Raw genomic sequence first — 15,685 nt, forward strand, 5'->3', positions numbered from 1 at the left:
CATGGCGATTGTTTTCGACGGCGTCACCAAGGCCTTCCCGGACGGAACGGTGGCGCTGCAGGCGCTCGACCTTGCTTTCGAGCCCGGCGAATTCCTCGTCCTTCTCGGCCCTTCGGGTTCCGGCAAGACGACAGCCTGCCGGCTGCTTGCCGGCCTCGAACGTCCCACCGCCGGCCGCATCCTAGTCGAGGGTCGCGATGTCACCGATCTGCCGCCTCGCCTGCGCGGTATGGGCATGGTGTTCCAGAACTACGCGCTTTACAGCCACAAGAGCGTCTACGAGAACATCGCCTATCCCTTGCGCATCCGGAAAATGCCGGCCGCCGAACTCGACCGCTGCGTGCGCGCCATGGCCGGGTTGCTCGAAATCACCCGCTATCTCGACCGCCGGCCCTCGCAATTGTCGGGCGGCCAGGCGCAGCGCGTAGCGGTCGCCCGCGCCCTGGTCTGGCAGCCGAGCCTGTGCCTGATGGACGAGCCGCTGTCCAATCTCGACGCCTTGCTGCGCCTGCATATGCGCACCGAGCTGAAGCGCCTGCATCGCGAGCTCAAGAAGACCTTCGTCTTCGTCACCCACGATCAGGAAGAGGCGATGACGCTGGCGACCAGGGTCGCGGTGCTGCGCGAAGGCGCGCTGATCCAGTATGACGATCCGCGCGAGATCTACCGCCGGCCGGCCAACCGCTTCATTGCCGAATTCATCGGCCGTCCGGCGATGAACACGTTCGACGGCGATATCCGCAACGGCGTCTTCCACGCCAGCGGCTTTACCTGCCCGCTGCCGGGAAAGCCTGACGGTCCCATCGTGCTCGGCATCCGCCCCGAGCAGATCCAGCTCGTCGACGCCTCTGCAAGCGACGCGATCCGTTTCGCCGTCGACGTCGTCGAACCGGTCGAGCCGGATGTGCTGATCTTCGCCAAGAGCGAGGCAAACGCGCTGATCGTCAGGACAGTGAATGACGATCGCGCCTACGACCCCGGCCAACCGCTGCACCTGCGCTTCCCACCAGCAGCGCTGCACACGTTCGATGCCGTGTCGGGAGCACGGCTGCCGTGAGCACGCTGCTCGCTCTGGTGCCGCCGGCCGCCGCAGCGCTGGTCTGGCGGCTGTTCTATGTTTTCAACAAGTCGAGGCGCTGGTTCTCGACCGGCGAGCTCATCTTCTGGGACGCCATCGCACTGGTCATCCTGCAACTCGTCTGGCTGATCTGGTTCTGAATCCGCGTCGAGAGTAGGCGAGCGCGCAGCCGTCCTTGCGCGGATGCGATGTCGCCGCCATCGCTTCCGTGGCGCGAACCGGCGAGCGGCCGGGGAACTGGAAAACACGCATGCAATCGTCCCCGATGATCCTCGCCCGCCAGCCGCAATCTCAGTGCTTGATGCGGTCGCGCATGGCGTACCACAACATGCCCAGCACATAGAGCGGACCACGCAGCGCCGTACCGCCCGGGAACGGCATCGGCGTCAGCGTCGAGAACAGGTCGAGTCGTGCGGCGTCGCCCGTGATCGCTTCGGCCAGCAGCTTGCCCGACAGCGTCGACAGGATCACGCCCTTGCCGGAATAGCCATGTGCGAAATAGACCTCGCCATAGTGCCCGACATGCGGCAGCCGGGATGTCGTCACCGACACCAGCCCGCCCCAGGCATGGTCGATGCGGCAACCCTTCAGTTGCGGGAAGGTAGCTTCCATATGCGGCCGCACGAAGCCGGCAATGTCGGCCGGCGGCGACGGGGTGTAGCGCTCGCCGCCGCCGAACAGCAGCCGACCGTCCGCCGACATGCGGTAGTAGTTGACGACGAAGCGTGTGTCGGACACCGCGACATTGGCCGGGATGACGTTGCGCTTGCCCTCCAGCGGCTCGGTGGCGACGATGTAGTTGCCGACCGGCATGATGCGACTGTTGACGCGCGGCTCCAGCCCGTGCAGCAACGCATCGCCGGCCAAGACGACATGTTTGGCCCGCACCGAGCCCTTCGATGTCGAGACCCGGATCGAAGGCTCGCGCTCCAGCTTCACCGCCACCGAGTTCTCATGGATGGTGGCGCCGGCGGCCACGGCTGCACGGGCAAGGCCGAGCGTGTAGTTCAGCGGATGCATGTGGCCGCCAAGCGGCTCATACATGGCCCCGTGGTACGGCGCGTCGACCTTGGCCCGCGCTTCCGCCGCCGACAGGATCTCGACGTCACGAAACTTCATCACGCTTTCGAGGCATTTGGCCTCGTCTTCGAGATCTCTGAGATCGGAGCCGTTGACCGCGCCGACCAGATGACCGGTGAGTCTCAGGTCGCAATCGATGGTATGGCGCTCGATGATGTCGAGCACCAGGCCGCGCGCTTCGAAGGCAAGGTCGAACAGCGCCTTCGCCCGCTCGGGGCCGTAGAGCTTGACCAGCCCCTTGGCGCCCTTGCGCAGACCGGGGATCATCTGGCCGCCATTGCGGCCCGATGCACCCCAGCCGATCTTGCCGCCCTCAAGCAAAACCACCTTCAGGCCGCGTTCGGCGGCATGAAGGGCGGCCGACAGGCCCGTGCAGCCGCCGCCGACCACCACCAAATCGGCGTCGACGTCTCCCACCAGCGCCGGATGGTCCGGCGCCGGATTGGCGGTGGCGACATAGTAGGATTTGCCGATATCGAGACCGGAATTGAAACCCGTTGAGCTGGAGGCCATGATCACACCTTCAGCAACAAATGATCGCGTTCCCAGCTCGTCACCACGCTCTGGAACAGGTCGAGTTCAACGCTCTTGACGCGCAGATAGGTCTGGAAGAAATCCTCGCCGAGCAATGCCCGCACCGGCTCGCAAGCGGTGAAGCGATCAAGCGCCTCCTCCATGGTCTTCGGCAGCGTGCTTTTGATCTTGTAGGCATTGCCCGATGCTTCGGCCGAGCGCGCCAACTTCTGCTCGACGCCGAGATAGCCGGCGAGCAGCGAGCCGGCGATCGCCAGATAGGGATTGCAATCCGCACCCGGCAACCGGTTCTCAACCCGTCTTGAGGCGCGACCACCGGCCGGCACGCGCAGGCCGCAGGAGCGGTTGTCATGCGACCATTCGATGTTGGCCGGCGCGCTGTGGTTTGGCCGGATGCGGCGGAACGAATTCACGTTCGGCGCAAACAGCGGCATGATCTCAGGCACGTATTTCTGCAGGCCGCCGATGAAATGGTCGAACATTTCGGTGTCGGCATCATCAGCGCTGGCAAACAGCGCCGCGCCGGTCTTCTCGTCGACGACAGACATGTGCAAATGCATCGAGCTGCCGGCTTGCGCGGCGATCGGCTTGGCCATGAAGGTGGCATGCATGCCGCTCTGTTGCGCGGCCTGGCGTGTCAGCCTCTTGAACAGCAGCACCTGGTCGGCGAGCGGCACCGCATCACCATGCAGCAGGTTGATCTCCAGCTGCGCCGTGCCGGACTCATGGATCAGCGTGTCGAGGGGCAGGCCGGCGGCCGCGGCATAGTCGTAGACGCGCCGGACCACCGGCTCGAATTCTTCCAGCGCCACCATGTCATAGGGATGCTGTGAGCCTTCGGCGCGGCCGTTGGCGCCGACCGGTGCGGTCAGCGGCTGGTCGGGATTGGGATTGGGCGCGGTCAGATAGAATTCGACCTCCGGCGCCACCACCGCGCGCCAGCCGCGCTGGCGATAGAGATCGAGCACGGCTCGCAGCACGTGCCGCGGCGAGGCCATCCATGGTCTGCCGTCCATGTGGAAGGCGTCGGCGAAGACATAGGCTTTGCCGGCGCCGCCGCCTGGCGCCAGGCACAGCGTCGAGACGTCAGGCACCATGCGCATATCCGGATCCTGATAGGCAAAGCCTTCATCGATCGAGCCGGAATAGCGGCCATCGATGCTGACCAGGAAAGCGCTGCTCGGCAGATAAAGCGCGCGGTCTTCCAGCGCCTTGAGAAACTTCGCAGTCGGCAGCGCCTTGCCGCGCAGCACGCCGTTCATATCGGGCACCAGGCATTCGACTTCGGTGATGCCGTGCTGGGCGAGCCAGCTCTTGGGATCGTTGCTGGTGAAGAGAGTGGTGTTGGTATTTTTGTCCTGCATTTTGGTTCACGTACCTATGAGAGAGAGTATGGCTTGCGCGGCCACATCCGTTCCAGGGGTCAGCGCCATCCGGGCTGCATTCTCCCTGAGGCGGGCGCGCATCACATCGTCGGCCAGCAGGCCGAGAATGGCTCTCTCCAATCCCCCTTCGGTCCAGGCGTCGCGGCCGATATGGTCGCCAACGCCCGTCTCTCCCGCGCGTTGCGCATTGTCATGTCCGTCCCAGCAATAGGGCATGATCAGCGACGGCACGCCGAAGCGCAGCGCCTCGCAAAAGCTGTTGTTGCCGCCGTGATGGATGAACAGGTCCGACTTCGCCACCACCGAAGGCTGCGGAAACCAGGCGTCGAGATAGACATTGTCCGGCACCGCACGATAGGCGTCGCGCAGGCCACCGACATTGACGATGAAGCGCGCCGGCAGCCTGTCGAAGACGGCGAGCATCCGCTCGATCAGCCCGACATCCATGGCGCCGAGACTGCCGAAGCTGACATAGACCAGCGGCCCGCCATTGCGTGGGAACACCGGCACCTCGAACGGCCCTTCCGACCGGACGCAGCCTTCGAGATAGACGAAGCGGGCGGGGTCGAGCGGCTCGGCGCGCTCACGCCGCACGATCGTCGGCGTCAGCAGCAGATTGAGGTCGGGTGACGTCTCGAGGAACAGGCCCTTAGGCAAAGGCGCCAGACCGGAATCCGCGCGAAAACGATTGAAGCGGTCATGTGCCGGCGCGGCGGCCGAAAGGTAGCGCGCCTCGAACGCCTCGCGTTGCGGGTCATCGGCAGCCATCCCGGAGAGGTAAGGCGGCACTTCGGCATCAGGCAGTTCCGTCTCGGCGCAGGAGACGACACGCACCCACGGGCAACCGGCGGCAGCAATCGCCGGGAACATGATGACATTGTCGAGCACCACGGCATCCGGCTTCAGCCGCGACAGCAATTGGCGCAGCGGCGCCTCGGCATTGACCGCGGTGTCGACGATCGCTTGCCAGGTCGGCGCGACATAGGTTTCGAGCTGGTCGATCGGGCTCAGCCGGAAATGCGGCAAATGCCGGCGCACGAATGCCTGCCAATAGCTCTGGCGCTCGCTGTCGCTCAGCGGCTCGTCAGTCGGCAGCTGATATTCCTGGAACCCGTAGTCGGCAAAGACACCGGAAAAACCGGCATGGCAGATGAAGACGGGGCGAGCGCCCTTGGCACGCAATGCCTGTGCGATACCGACGCAATTCAACGCGGCGCCGAAACTGGCTTCGGGAAACAGCGCGATGGTCGGGCTGGCTTTACGCGTCAATTATTCCTCTTCAGTCCGGCCGGCCGATCATGCCGAACAGTGCGGGAGCCCCGCGGCTGGCCGCTTGCGGTCGCTGGCTGCGGGAGAGCCGCAGGTGGATGCGAAGCAGATCGGCAGCCACCTCATACTGCCGGCTTTCAAGATAGTCGAGTATGCCTAAGTGTTCGCGCAGCGATTGCCGCAGCCGGAAGACGTTGACGCCGGCATAGATGCCCGGCAGCCGGCGCAGGCGCAGATGATCGGCCAGCGCATCCGACACAAAGCGGTTGGCGCAGCCCTCGGCGATCATGCTGTGGAAATCCATGTCCAGCCGCTGGAACTCGCGCGTGTCCAAGGTCGCGTCCGGCAATGCCGAGAGCGCTTCCATGCCCTGGCGCAACGCCGCGGCCCGCGCACCATCCAGCCGGAAGCCAGGCGCCAGGATCGCCGCGGGCTCCAACAGCAAGCGGAATTCATAGCTTTCACCTTGCGCCTCCGGATCGTCCGGCGTGCGTCGAAACAGCCAGGACTGGCCGGGCGCACGGTCGAGCAGATTCTCGTCCGTCAGTTTATTCAGCGCTTTTAGTACCGTCTTGCGATCGGCATCGTAGCGTCGCATCAGCCCTGCGACGGTCACCGTCTGGTCCAGCCTTCGCGCCGAGCGATCGCGCAGGATCGCTTCGGCAAGCTCGTCTTCCTCAGCACTGGGAAGCTCGGCGGCAATGGCCGGCTGCGCAGCGAGGTCGACCGCAAGATGATAACCGGAATCGGCCTCCCAGCGCACGACGCCCCGCTCTGCGAGCAGGCTGAGTGCGGCACGCACCGGTGTGCGCGAGACATTGCACAGCGAGGCGATCTGCTGCTCGGGCAGGCGGGCGCCGGGCTCGAAGCCGCGCTGGCGCGCGACATCGAGGATGCGCTGCGCCAGATCGAGATGGTTGGTGCGAGGTCGTCGGGCTGCGGCTTGCATGACTGGTCTCGGCGGACGGAAGTGACGCATTGGTTTGGCCGATCGCCGGAACGGACGCAGTGGCCAGATTCCTCGGTCGGTTGGCAAATTATGGATTGACGTACTTTTTTCTGCAATAGTACTGTCAGCACAATCGGCGAGAAAAGACCGAGGGAACAGGATCGAGCCAGCGGCACGGGTCGCCGGCCTTGGTCCGGCGAATGAATTCGACGATCAAACCGAATGGGAGTTTGCCATGACCGCTACCAGCCTGCGGCGCCGTGCGCTCAAAATATCTTCAATCGCTCTCGGCCTTGCTCTGGCGCTGTCGGCGCCGGCCGCCGCCGCCGACCTCGTCATTTCCAACTGGGACGGCTACATGGCGCCCGACGCCATGGCCGCCTTCAAGACCGCGACCGGGGTTTCCGGCGAGGTCGTGGTGCACGCCACCAATGAAGAGATCATGGGCAAGCTCATCGCCGCCGGCGGCAAGGGCTATGACGTGGTCTTCGTCTCCTCGCCCTTCGCCGAAGTGCTGAACAAACTCGGCCTGACCGAGCCGGTGGACCACGCCAAGATCCCTAACCTCGCCAACCTCTATCCGGAGGCGACCAAGCTGCCGCACGATGTCGGCAACGCTTTCTCGGTTCCCTACACCTGGGGCACGACGGGCCTCTGCTACCGCTCGGATCTGGTCAAGACGGCGCCCACAAGCTGGAGCGACCTGCTCGCGCCCTCCGACGAGTTGAAGGGCAAGACCACCATGCTGGCGACCGACCGCTGGTTGCTGGCAGCCGGGCAGCTCGACAAGGGCTATTCGGTCAACGAGACCGACCCGGCTAAGATGGCCGAGGTCAAGGATCTCTTGATCTCGGCAAAGAAAACCCTGCTCGCCTATGACGACACCACCTTCTACTCCAAGCTGGTTTCCGGCGAGGCGTTGATGGTGCAGGCCTGGGACGGCTGGTGCAATTACGGCATCGCCGACAAGCCCGAGATCAAATACGTCATCCCCAAGGAAGGTTCGGACCTGTGGGTCGACACGATGGTGGTGATGAAGGCGTCCGAACACAAGGACGACGCCTTCAAGTTCATCAACTTCATGCTCGACGCCAAGAACCATGCCTGGGCGGCGCAGAACATCGATTACAAGGTGCCGAACAAGCCGGCGATGGAAAGCCTGCCGGCCGATTTCCTGGCCAAATTCCCCAACATGGCGATGCCGGTGGCCGACCTCGTCAAGTTCGAACAGCTGCGTGACGTCGGCGAAGCCCAGCGCGACTATTCCAAGATCGTCAGCGAGATCAAGGCCGCGCAGTAAGCGGCGCAGACATCACGGCCGGCGGCGCTTCTGTCGCCGGCCCTGAGCGGTATCCGAGAATTGTCCCAGATCCGAATTCGCTCCTCCCTGCTGATGGCCCCGGCGCTGGTCTGGCTGACTGTGCTGATGGTGGTTCCATGCGCATTGGTGCTGGCGCTCGCCTTCTTCCGGCGCGGCATCTATGGCGGCATCGACTACACCTTCACGCTGGAGAATTTCGGGCTGGTCTTCGACCCGCTCTACGCCGGGATATTCCTGAAGTCCGCGCGCATTGCCGGCACCGCGACGCTGATTGCCGTGGTGATCGGCTATGCCGCCGCCTACGCCATCGCGGCCGCGCCGCGCCGGTGGCAGCCGGTGTTCCTGTTCTTCGCCGTGCTGCCGTTCTGGTCCAACTATCTGATCCGCACCTATGCCTGGATCGTGCTGCTCAACCGCGAAGGGCTGATCACGCAGCTCTTGCGCTGGTTCGGTTACACAGGCGAGCCGCCGTCGATGCTCTACGCCGAAGGCGCAGTCATCGCCGGCCTGGTCTACAACTATCTGCCCTTCGTCATCCTCGCCTGCTACGCGCCGCTGTCGCGCCTCAACCCGGAGCTGGCCGAAGCCTCGCGTGATCTCGGTGCTTCGGCAGCCACGACATTTCGCCGTGTCATCCTGCCGCTCACCGTGCCGGGCATCGCTGCCGGTGCGGTCTTCGTCTTCGTCCTGTCGATCGGCAATTTCGTCACCCCGGCGCTGCTTGGCGGCGGCCGCTTCCAGATGATCGGCAACCTCGTCTACGACCAGTTCCTGACCGCCAATGACTGGCCGTTCGGCGCGGCGCTGGCCATGGCGCTGATCGCCATCATGCTGCTGGTTCTGATGGCGCATGCGCTGGCCGCCGACCGCGCCGCAGGGCGGGCAGCTGAGGCTAAGGGTGACGCCGATGGCTGAGCGCTCCCCTGCCACGCGGCGCACGCTCTGGTTCGTGCTGAGTCTGGTCTTCGCCTTCCTCTACATCCCGATCGCAGTGCTGGTAGCGCTGTCCTTCAACGAAGGCGGCTTGCCGACAGCATGGTCGGGCTTTTCGCTGAAATGGTATGCCTCGCTGGCCGGCAATGCCGCGATCCTGTCCGCCGCGCTCAACACGCTGGTCGTCGCGCTGGTCTCGACGGCCATCGCCACACTGCTCGGCACGCTGCTGGCGATCGGCGTCGAGATGCGCCGGCAATACGGCAAGGGCCTGGAGGCGCTGATCTTCGCGCCGATGATCATTCCCGACATCGTGCTGGCGATCGCGCTGCTGTCGTTCTTCTCCATGCTGAACCTGACCATGGGCCTGCACACCATCATCCTCGCCCATGTCGTCTTCAACCTCGCCTTCGTCTGCTCTGTGGTGCGTGCCCGGCTGAAGAGTTTCGACTGGTCGATCGTCGAGGCCTCCGCCGATCTCGGCGCCTCCGCCATCACCACCTTCCGGCGAGTGACCTTGCCGGTGATCCTGCCGGCGGTGATCGCCGGTGCGCTGCTTGCCTTCACGCTGTCGGTCGACGAGTTCATCATCGCCTTCTTCACCGCCGGCGCCGGCCGCGCCTCGACCACGCTGCCGATGCATATCTACGCCATGATCCGCTTCGGCATCACACCAGAGATCAACGCGCTGGCGACCATCGTCATGGCGGTTTCGATCACCGCGCTCACCCTGTCGCAGCGGCTCAACCGTGGGATCATCGGCCAATGAGCGAACCGCGCACGCTGCTGGCCATCGATCAGGTGTCGAAGAATTTCGGCCGGGTCACCGCCGTCGACGGCATTTCGCTCGACATCAGGGAGAACGAGTTCTTCGCGCTGCTCGGGCCCTCCGGCTGCGGCAAGACCACACTGTTGCGCATGTTGGCCGGCTTCGAGACGCCCAGCGATGGCCGCATCCTGCTCGATGGCAAGGACATCGCCCGGATCCCGCCCAACAAGCGGCCGGTCAATCTGATGTTCCAGTCCTACGCGCTGTTCCCGCATATGAGCGTGCGCGCCAACGTCTCCTATGGGCTGGAGATGGAGCGTTTGCCGTCAGCGGAAATCCGCTCCCGCGTCGACGCCATCCTGGCCACCACCGAACTCGTCCCGTTCGCCGACCGCAAACCGGAGCAATTGTCCGGCGGGCAGAAGCAGCGCGTCGCGCTCGCCCGCGCGCTGGTCAAGCGGCCGCGGTTGCTGCTGCTCGACGAGCCGCTTGGCGCCCTCGACAAGAAACTGCGCGGTGCCATGCAGCTGGAGCTGAAGCGCCTGCAGCACGAGGTCGGCATCACCTTCGTCATCGTCACCCATGACCAGGAGGAATCGCTGGTCATGGCCGACCGCATGGCGGTGCTGAAGGACGGCAGGCTGCTGCAATGTGATACGCCGCACGCCATCTACGAGCATCCCGCCGATCGCTTCGTTGCCGACTTCATCGGCGTGATGAATTTCGTGCCGGGCAAGGTATCAGCTGATGGCGTGATAGCGGCGAACGGCGCGCGCATAGCCGGCAAGGTTCCCACCGCGCTTTCGCCCAGCGCTGCCGCCGTCGCCTCCGTGCGGCCCGAACGCATCCGGCTGTTCCCATCACCCGAGACCGCGAACCGCACCACCGGTACGGTGGAGGCGCTGGCCTATCACGGGCTCGACCTGCAGCTGCATATCCGCACGCCGCTGTCGCCGAAACCCTTCCTGGTGCGCGTCACCGCCGATGCAGCCGACCGTCGGCCGGTCTCGTCGGGCGACCAGATCGAGCTCGGCTGGGATGCCGCCGATGTCAGAATTTTTGAGGAATGAGAGGAGAAGCCTGATGGCGCAGAAGACGATCGCGTTTTTTCCGGAGGCCGCCTACGGCCCGGCGCTCAATTCCGTCGGCATCGCCCAGGCGGTTGAGGCGCGCGGCCACAAGGCTGTGTTCCTGTCCGACCCCGGCTTTGTCGATGTCTACAAGGGCTATGGTTTCGAGGCGCATCCGGTAAACCTGTCCGAGCCGATGCCGCCCGAGCAGATGGCGAAGTTCTGGGAAGACTTCATCAACGGCCACATCCCGAACTTCCGCAAATCGCCCTACGATCAGGTCGACAATTATGTGAAGGATTGCTGGACCGCGATCGTCGACAGCGCAAAGTGGGCGCAGAAGGATCTGCCGCGCGTGCTGGCCGCCATCAAGCCGGACGTGATCTGCGTCGACAACGTCATCCTGTTCCCGGCGATCAAGCAGTATGGCAAGCCGTGGGTGCGCGTCATCTCCTGCTCGGAAAACGAGATCGAGGATGAGGACATCCCGCCGCATTTGTCGGGCTGCGGCGAGAACGACCATGTCGGCCACCAGCGCTACCGCGATCACTTCAACGCGGTGATCAAGCCGATCCATGACGGCTTCAACGCCTTCCTCACCGCCAACAATGAGGCGCCCTATCCGATCGGCCAGTTCTTCGAGGCCTCGCCCTTTCTCAATTTGCTGCTTTATCCCGAAGCGGCGAAGTTCAAGCGCCGCCATCCGCTCGACCCCAAAAAATTCCAGTATCTCGAAGGCTGCGTGCGGCGGGAGAAACCCTACACGGTACCGACCTTCGCCGAGAACAATGACGGCCCGCTGCTCTATGTCTCGTTCGGCAGCCTGGGCGCCGGCGATGTCGATTTGCTGAAACGCATCATCGCGACGCTGGGCAAGACCCGCTACCGCGCACTGGTCAATGTCGGCGGCTACAAGGACCAGTACACGGACGTGCCCGGCAACGTCATCGTCGACAGCTGGTTCCCGCAGCCTTCTGTCATCCCGCAGGTCGATGCGGTCATCCACCATGGCGGCAACAACTCGTTCACCGAGTGCCTCTATTTCGGCAAGCCGGCCATCATCATGCCTTATGTCTGGGACGGGCACGACAACGCCACAAGGGTCCAGGAAACCGGCCACGGCTTCGGCATGCCGCGCTACGACTGGAGCGATGCCCAGCTGATCAGCAAGATCGAAACCTGCCTGACCGACCCGAAGATGAAGGCCAAGCTGGCGAAGACCTCGGCGCAGATGCAGGCGCAGAACGGCCCGGAGAGGGCTGCCGGCTTGCTGGAGGCTCTGCTGTGACCTCGTCTGCCCCGCACCTCTACCAAGCCTCCACTCGCACTGACCTCGTCGACTGGGGCGTCCAGCCGGATGCGCTGGACGGCGCTTCGCACTCGACCGGCAGGCTGGTCCACAAGGGCCCGAACAACCAGCCCGAATCCGGTATCTGGGTGTGCACCCCAGGCCAATGGCGCCTCTCGATCCCGCGCGATGAATTGTGCCATTTCGTCACCGGCCGCGCGACCTACCGCTCGGATGTCGGCGAAGTGATAGAAGTCGCGGCCGGGACCGTGGTCATGTTTCCTGCCGGCTGGACAGGCGAATGCACCGTCCATGAGACCATGCGCAACGTCTACATGCTGGCCTGAGCACACTAAGCAGGGAGCACGACATGCCGACACCGCATTGGCCGCAGGCCTCGACCGTGGAACTGGAGGACTGGGGCGCGGGCAGCAACACGCTGGCCGGCGCGCCGCGCGCTTCGGGCAGGATCCTGTCGCAGAACCCGGACGGCTCGAGCGAATGCGGCCTGTGGTCGTGCACGCCGGGCAGCCGCAAGGTGACCTTCGCCGCCGATGAGTTCTGCCATTTCCTGTCGGGCCGCGGGACCTATGTCCACGAGAATGGCGAAGAAATCCCGGTCGAGGCTGGCACGCTTGTTTTCTTCCCTGCCGGCTGGACCGGCACCTCCATCATCACTGATACGCTGACCAAGGCCTTCATGTGCCGCTGAGCACTTTTTCAAGGAAATCGCTGTGACCACTCCCATCATGCAATCCCCGCTTGCCATTCCCGACCTCGTCGACTGGGGCGTCATCCCGACGATGATCGAGGGTGAGTCCCATACCTCGGGCAAGCTGCTCTACAAAGGGCCGGAAGGCCGCTCCGAATGCGGCCTGTGGGTCTGCACCCCTGGCAAATGGCACTGCCGCGTCACCCGCGACGAGTTCTGCCACTTCCTTGAGGGACGCTGCACCTATGTCCATGAATCCGGCGAGGTCATCGAGATCGAGCCGGACACGGCCGCTTTCTTCCCGCAGGACTGGAAGGGCGTCTGCACCGTTCATGAGACGATCAAGAAGGTCTACATGATCCGCTGAGCGGATCTGAGAGGATGTCCATGAACTTCTCCCCTGACCGGCCGACGTACTTCGTCAATCCGGACTACCGACCGATGACCGGCGCGAAAAAACCGGTGATCGATCCGGCGACGCTCGAAAACGTCGGCACCATCTCCGCCGCGACGGATGGCGAGATCGACGCCGCGTTGACTGCGGCGACCACAGCGCAGGCCGCCTGGAAAAAACTCGACGCCAAGAGCCGGGCAAAACACCTGCATGCGGTCGCCAATGCCATCGAGGCGGCCGACTTCACACGCTGCGCCGAACTGATGGTCCGCGAGATGGGCAAGCCTTATCCGGAAGCGATCGGCGAGATCGCCAATTGTGCGCCGATCTTCCGCTACTATGCCGAGATGGCGCGTGATGATGCCGGCAAGGTGGCCGGCACGACGCAGGCCGGCTCGTTCCAGTATGCACGCTACGAGCCCTACGGCGTCTCCGTCCACATCATGCCCTACAATTTCCCGATCTTGTTGATGTGCTGGACGGTGGCGGCATCACTTGCCGCCGGCAATGCCTGCGTCATCAAGCCGGCGGAGGCGACGACGCTGTCGACGCTCGATTACATGACCGTGTTCCGCTCGCTGCCGGAGGGACTTGTCTCCTGCCTGCCCGGCGCAGCCGCCACCGCGCAGGCGCTGATCACGTCCGACCGCACCCATGCGGTGGCCTTCACCGGCTCGGTCGCTGCCGGCAAGGCAGTGGCGGTCGCCTGCGCCGAACGCATGAAGCCTTGCGTCATCGAGGCCGGCGGCAGCGATCCGCTGATCATCAGCCAGCACGCCCCGCTGGAGGTAGCGGCCGCCGGCAGCGTCACCGCCGCTTTCCACCTCACCGGCCAGGTCTGCACTTCGGCCGAACGCTTCTTTGTCGTGGACTCGGTTCACGACCGCTTCGTCGAACTGTTCGCCGAGAAGACGCGGGCGCTGCGTATCGGCAACGGCATGGACAAGACCGAGATCGGTCCACTGGTCAGTGAGGCCGCCCGGGCGAAAGTGATGCGGCTGGTCGACGATGCTATCCGTAGCGGCGCCAAGGCAGTGACGGGAGGGCGCATCCCGCCAGCGCGCAATACCGGCTGGTTCTACGAACCGACGATCCTGACCGGCGTCACCCCCGATATGGCGATCGTGCGCGAAGAGTGTTTTGGGCCGGTCGCCGCAATCTGCCGCGTGAGGGATTTCGACGAGGCGATCCGGCTTGCCAATGACAGCCCGTTCGGGCTTGGCGCCTCGGTGTTCACCTCAGACCTTGCCGAAGCGCATGAGGCTGCCGAGCGGCTCGAAGCCGGCATGGTCTGGGTCAACAATCCGCTGATCGACAATGACGCTTTGCCCTTCGGCGGCTGGAAGGCCTCAGGCCTTGGCCGCGAGCTCGGCCGCCAGGGGCTCGACGCCTTCCGGCGCTCGAAGATGGTCATCATCGACCACAGACCGGCGATCCAGGACTGGTGGTACCCCTACCCCGACAGCTGGTTCCGCGAGACAGGCGGCCGCAAGCACGTATGAGATGATCCGGCAGGGCTTTGCGTCAGCCGATGCCATGCCGCTCGCTCGCCTTGAATGACCTGCCTTGCCAGCCAATCACGGGCCACATTCGCGCGGCGATTTACGCGACTGGTTGGAGAGCCGCCGCTGGCCTATGTCGCGCGATGGCGGATGAATCTCGCGGCCAAAACCAATCGCACGAGATCGGACGAGCGGTCGGCTATGAATCGGCACCTTCGTTCTCGCAGGCTTTCACCCGGCTGATCGCCAGTCTCCCGGCCGTTATCGCCGAAGTTTGCAGCCGCATGGGCCTGACAACCTGAGTGCCTGCCCCCTCTGATATCTGGGCGACCAAAAGTAAGTATCCACTTACTGGCCTGGCCACATGGTCGCTATGCGATCGAGGCCGATTCGTGTCATGCCGCAGGGATGAAGCCGCTCCGACCAGATCGTTTCGGGTGGCTTTGGCGACTTGGTGCGGCCTCACTTAGCCGATGACCGCGATCGCATCGATCTCTATCAGGTAGCCGGGAGACATCACAGCTATCCCGACCACGACGTTTGCTGGCTTGTGATCCCCGAACAGCTCGATCTGGGCCTGTTCGATGATCGGCACGTGTTCGTCGCGTTTGTAATCGACGATGTAAATTGTGATCTTGCAGACTTCCTCAGGCCGAGCGCCGGCGGCAGCAAGCGCACGACCAAGATTCCCGAACGCCAGGCGCGCCTGGGCTGCGAAATCGCCATGGCCAACGAGCTTGCCGTGTATGTCTTCCGGCTGCTGGCCCGAGACGAACACCAGTTTGGTTCCTGTCGCGACGACGACCTGGCTGTACATTTCCGGAATCGGCAGATCACTGGGATTTATGCATTCGAGCGGCATGGAAGTGGTCTCCTGCTATGACTGACGGGCTGCTTCGCACATCAAAACACGAGGGTTTATTTGCGGATCTACGACATTGCCGTCGGAGCGGGCGCTCCGTCACAATCTCACTTGAACAACCGCAAGGGTCCGCATTTGAACAACGCACTGTTCCGCTCGGGCTCGTCGAAATGCGCTCCGAGCGTGGTGCAGTATGGATCTTCGGCCAGACGGAATGTTGCCGATAGGCTCAAGCAGGCGGCGGTGGTTGAACCAGTCCAGATGGCCGACCGGATACAAAAAAGCCCGCTTGTGGCGGGCTTTTTTGATGTTGGTTGCGGGGACAGGATTTGAACCTGTGACCTTCAGGTTATGAGCCTGACGAGCTACCGGGCTGCTCCACCCCGCGTCACCATTGGATGTAAGCGCAAGCCTACAAATAGGTAGATGGCTCACCAAATGAAAGGGCCGCTTGCGCGGCCCGTGGTCCCTTGGCGGGCCTCGATGCATGTCGCCCAAAAGTGTTGAGCGGTTTTGGGATAACGACATGCATCAATAAA

17 protein-coding genes and 1 tRNA gene are annotated in these 15,685 nt (G+C 63.9%); 12 read left to right on the top strand and 6 right to left on the bottom strand.

Annotated features, from left to right (window positions below; genetic code table 11):
* The first annotated feature begins 1 nt into the window (after position 1).
* Both AC1DXM_RS12875 and AC1DXM_RS12880 read left to right on the top strand, forming a co-directional pair.
* Positions 2-1,057, top strand: coding sequence for an ABC transporter ATP-binding protein (locus AC1DXM_RS12875; protein WP_477233381.1), 1,056 nt, complete (start codon positions 2-4; stop codon positions 1,055-1,057).
* Positions 1,054-1,218: a hypothetical protein gene (locus AC1DXM_RS12880; protein WP_477233382.1), complete on the top strand. Its 165-nt coding sequence runs from the start codon at positions 1,054-1,056 to the stop codon at positions 1,216-1,218. The genes AC1DXM_RS12875 and AC1DXM_RS12880 overlap by 4 nt, the downstream gene beginning before the upstream one ends.
* Positions 1,219-1,369: 151 nt before the next feature.
* Here the strand turns inward: AC1DXM_RS12880 and AC1DXM_RS12885 are convergent, their stop codons facing one another.
* From AC1DXM_RS12885 to AC1DXM_RS12900, 4 genes are read right to left on the bottom strand one after another with little or no spacing between them, the layout of a single operon-like run.
* Positions 1,370-2,671, bottom strand: a complete 1,302-nt coding sequence (locus tag AC1DXM_RS12885; protein ID WP_477233383.1) for an NAD(P)/FAD-dependent oxidoreductase — start codon at positions 2,669-2,671, stop codon at positions 1,370-1,372.
* A 2-nt stretch (positions 2,672-2,673) separates the two neighbouring features.
* Positions 2,674-4,056, bottom strand: coding sequence for a glutamine synthetase family protein (locus tag AC1DXM_RS12890; protein ID WP_477233384.1), 1,383 nt, complete (start codon positions 4,054-4,056; stop codon positions 2,674-2,676).
* 6 nt (positions 4,057-4,062) lie between these two features.
* Positions 4,063-5,346 carry a nucleotide disphospho-sugar-binding domain-containing protein gene (locus AC1DXM_RS12895; RefSeq protein WP_477233385.1) on the bottom strand — a complete coding sequence of 428 codons (1,284 nt, stop codon included), beginning with the start codon at positions 5,344-5,346 and terminating at the stop codon, positions 4,063-4,065.
* Between the two features lie 10 nt (positions 5,347-5,356).
* Positions 5,357-6,295 carry a GntR family transcriptional regulator gene (locus tag AC1DXM_RS12900; protein WP_477233386.1) on the bottom strand — a complete coding sequence of 313 codons (939 nt, stop codon included), beginning with the start codon at positions 6,293-6,295 and terminating at the stop codon, positions 5,357-5,359.
* Between the two features lie 235 nt (positions 6,296-6,530).
* On the opposite strand from AC1DXM_RS12900, the gene AC1DXM_RS12905 reads away from it, so the two are divergent.
* The 9 genes from AC1DXM_RS12905 to AC1DXM_RS12945 all read left to right on the top strand — a co-directional run bounded on the left by AC1DXM_RS12905 (position 6,531) and on the right by AC1DXM_RS12945 (position 14,284).
* Entirely contained in the window at positions 6,531-7,595 is a 1,065-nt protein-coding gene (locus tag AC1DXM_RS12905) for a polyamine ABC transporter substrate-binding protein (RefSeq protein ID WP_203280456.1), read from the top strand.
* 93 nt (positions 7,596-7,688) lie between these two features.
* The gene (locus AC1DXM_RS12910) at positions 7,689-8,531 is read left to right on the top strand and encodes an ABC transporter permease (protein ID WP_477233409.1); all 843 of its coding nucleotides are present in this window, start codon (positions 7,689-7,691) and stop codon (positions 8,529-8,531) included.
* A complete protein-coding gene (locus AC1DXM_RS12915; RefSeq protein ID WP_477233387.1) occupies positions 8,524-9,318 on the top strand; it encodes an ABC transporter permease in 795 nt (264 codons plus the stop codon). Before AC1DXM_RS12910 ends, AC1DXM_RS12915 begins: the two co-directional genes overlap by 8 nt.
* Entirely contained in the window at positions 9,315-10,388 is a 1,074-nt protein-coding gene (locus tag AC1DXM_RS12920) for an ABC transporter ATP-binding protein (protein WP_477233388.1), read from the top strand. Before AC1DXM_RS12915 ends, AC1DXM_RS12920 begins: the two co-directional genes overlap by 4 nt.
* Positions 10,389-10,401: 13 nt before the next feature.
* A complete protein-coding gene (locus AC1DXM_RS12925; RefSeq protein ID WP_477233389.1) occupies positions 10,402-11,676 on the top strand; it encodes a glycosyltransferase in 1,275 nt (424 codons plus the stop codon).
* Positions 11,673-12,023: a cupin domain-containing protein gene (locus AC1DXM_RS12930; RefSeq protein ID WP_477233390.1), complete on the top strand. Its 351-nt coding sequence runs from the start codon at positions 11,673-11,675 to the stop codon at positions 12,021-12,023. Before AC1DXM_RS12925 ends, AC1DXM_RS12930 begins: the two co-directional genes overlap by 4 nt.
* A 23-nt stretch (positions 12,024-12,046) precedes the next feature.
* On the top strand, positions 12,047-12,388 hold the full coding sequence (locus AC1DXM_RS12935; protein WP_477233391.1) for a cupin domain-containing protein: 342 nt from the start codon (positions 12,047-12,049) through the stop codon (positions 12,386-12,388).
* 22 nt (positions 12,389-12,410) lie between these two features.
* Positions 12,411-12,755: a cupin domain-containing protein gene (locus AC1DXM_RS12940; protein WP_477233392.1), complete on the top strand. Its 345-nt coding sequence runs from the start codon at positions 12,411-12,413 to the stop codon at positions 12,753-12,755.
* Positions 12,756-12,775: 20 nt separating this feature from the next.
* Positions 12,776-14,284: an aldehyde dehydrogenase family protein gene (locus tag AC1DXM_RS12945; protein WP_477233393.1), complete on the top strand. Its 1,509-nt coding sequence runs from the start codon at positions 12,776-12,778 to the stop codon at positions 14,282-14,284.
* A gap of 466 nt (positions 14,285-14,750) precedes the next feature.
* Here AC1DXM_RS12945 and AC1DXM_RS12950 read toward each other — a convergent pair whose 3' ends face one another.
* Positions 14,751-15,146, bottom strand: coding sequence for a RidA family protein (locus tag AC1DXM_RS12950; RefSeq protein WP_477233394.1), 396 nt, complete (start codon positions 15,144-15,146; stop codon positions 14,751-14,753).
* Positions 15,147-15,206: 60 nt separating this feature from the next.
* Between AC1DXM_RS12950 and AC1DXM_RS12955 the strand changes: the two genes are divergently transcribed.
* On the top strand, positions 15,207-15,479 hold the full coding sequence (locus AC1DXM_RS12955) for a hypothetical protein (protein ID WP_477233395.1): 273 nt from the start codon (positions 15,207-15,209) through the stop codon (positions 15,477-15,479).
* On the opposite strand, the gene AC1DXM_RS12960 is transcribed toward AC1DXM_RS12955, so the two are convergent.
* Positions 15,458-15,534, bottom strand: a tRNA-Met gene (locus AC1DXM_RS12960). The two genes, AC1DXM_RS12955 and AC1DXM_RS12960, sit on opposite strands and share 22 nt — an antisense overlap.
* Positions 15,535-15,685: the final 151 nt, after the last annotated feature.

This window comes from Mesorhizobium sp. P3_A2 (assembly GCF_056403115.1).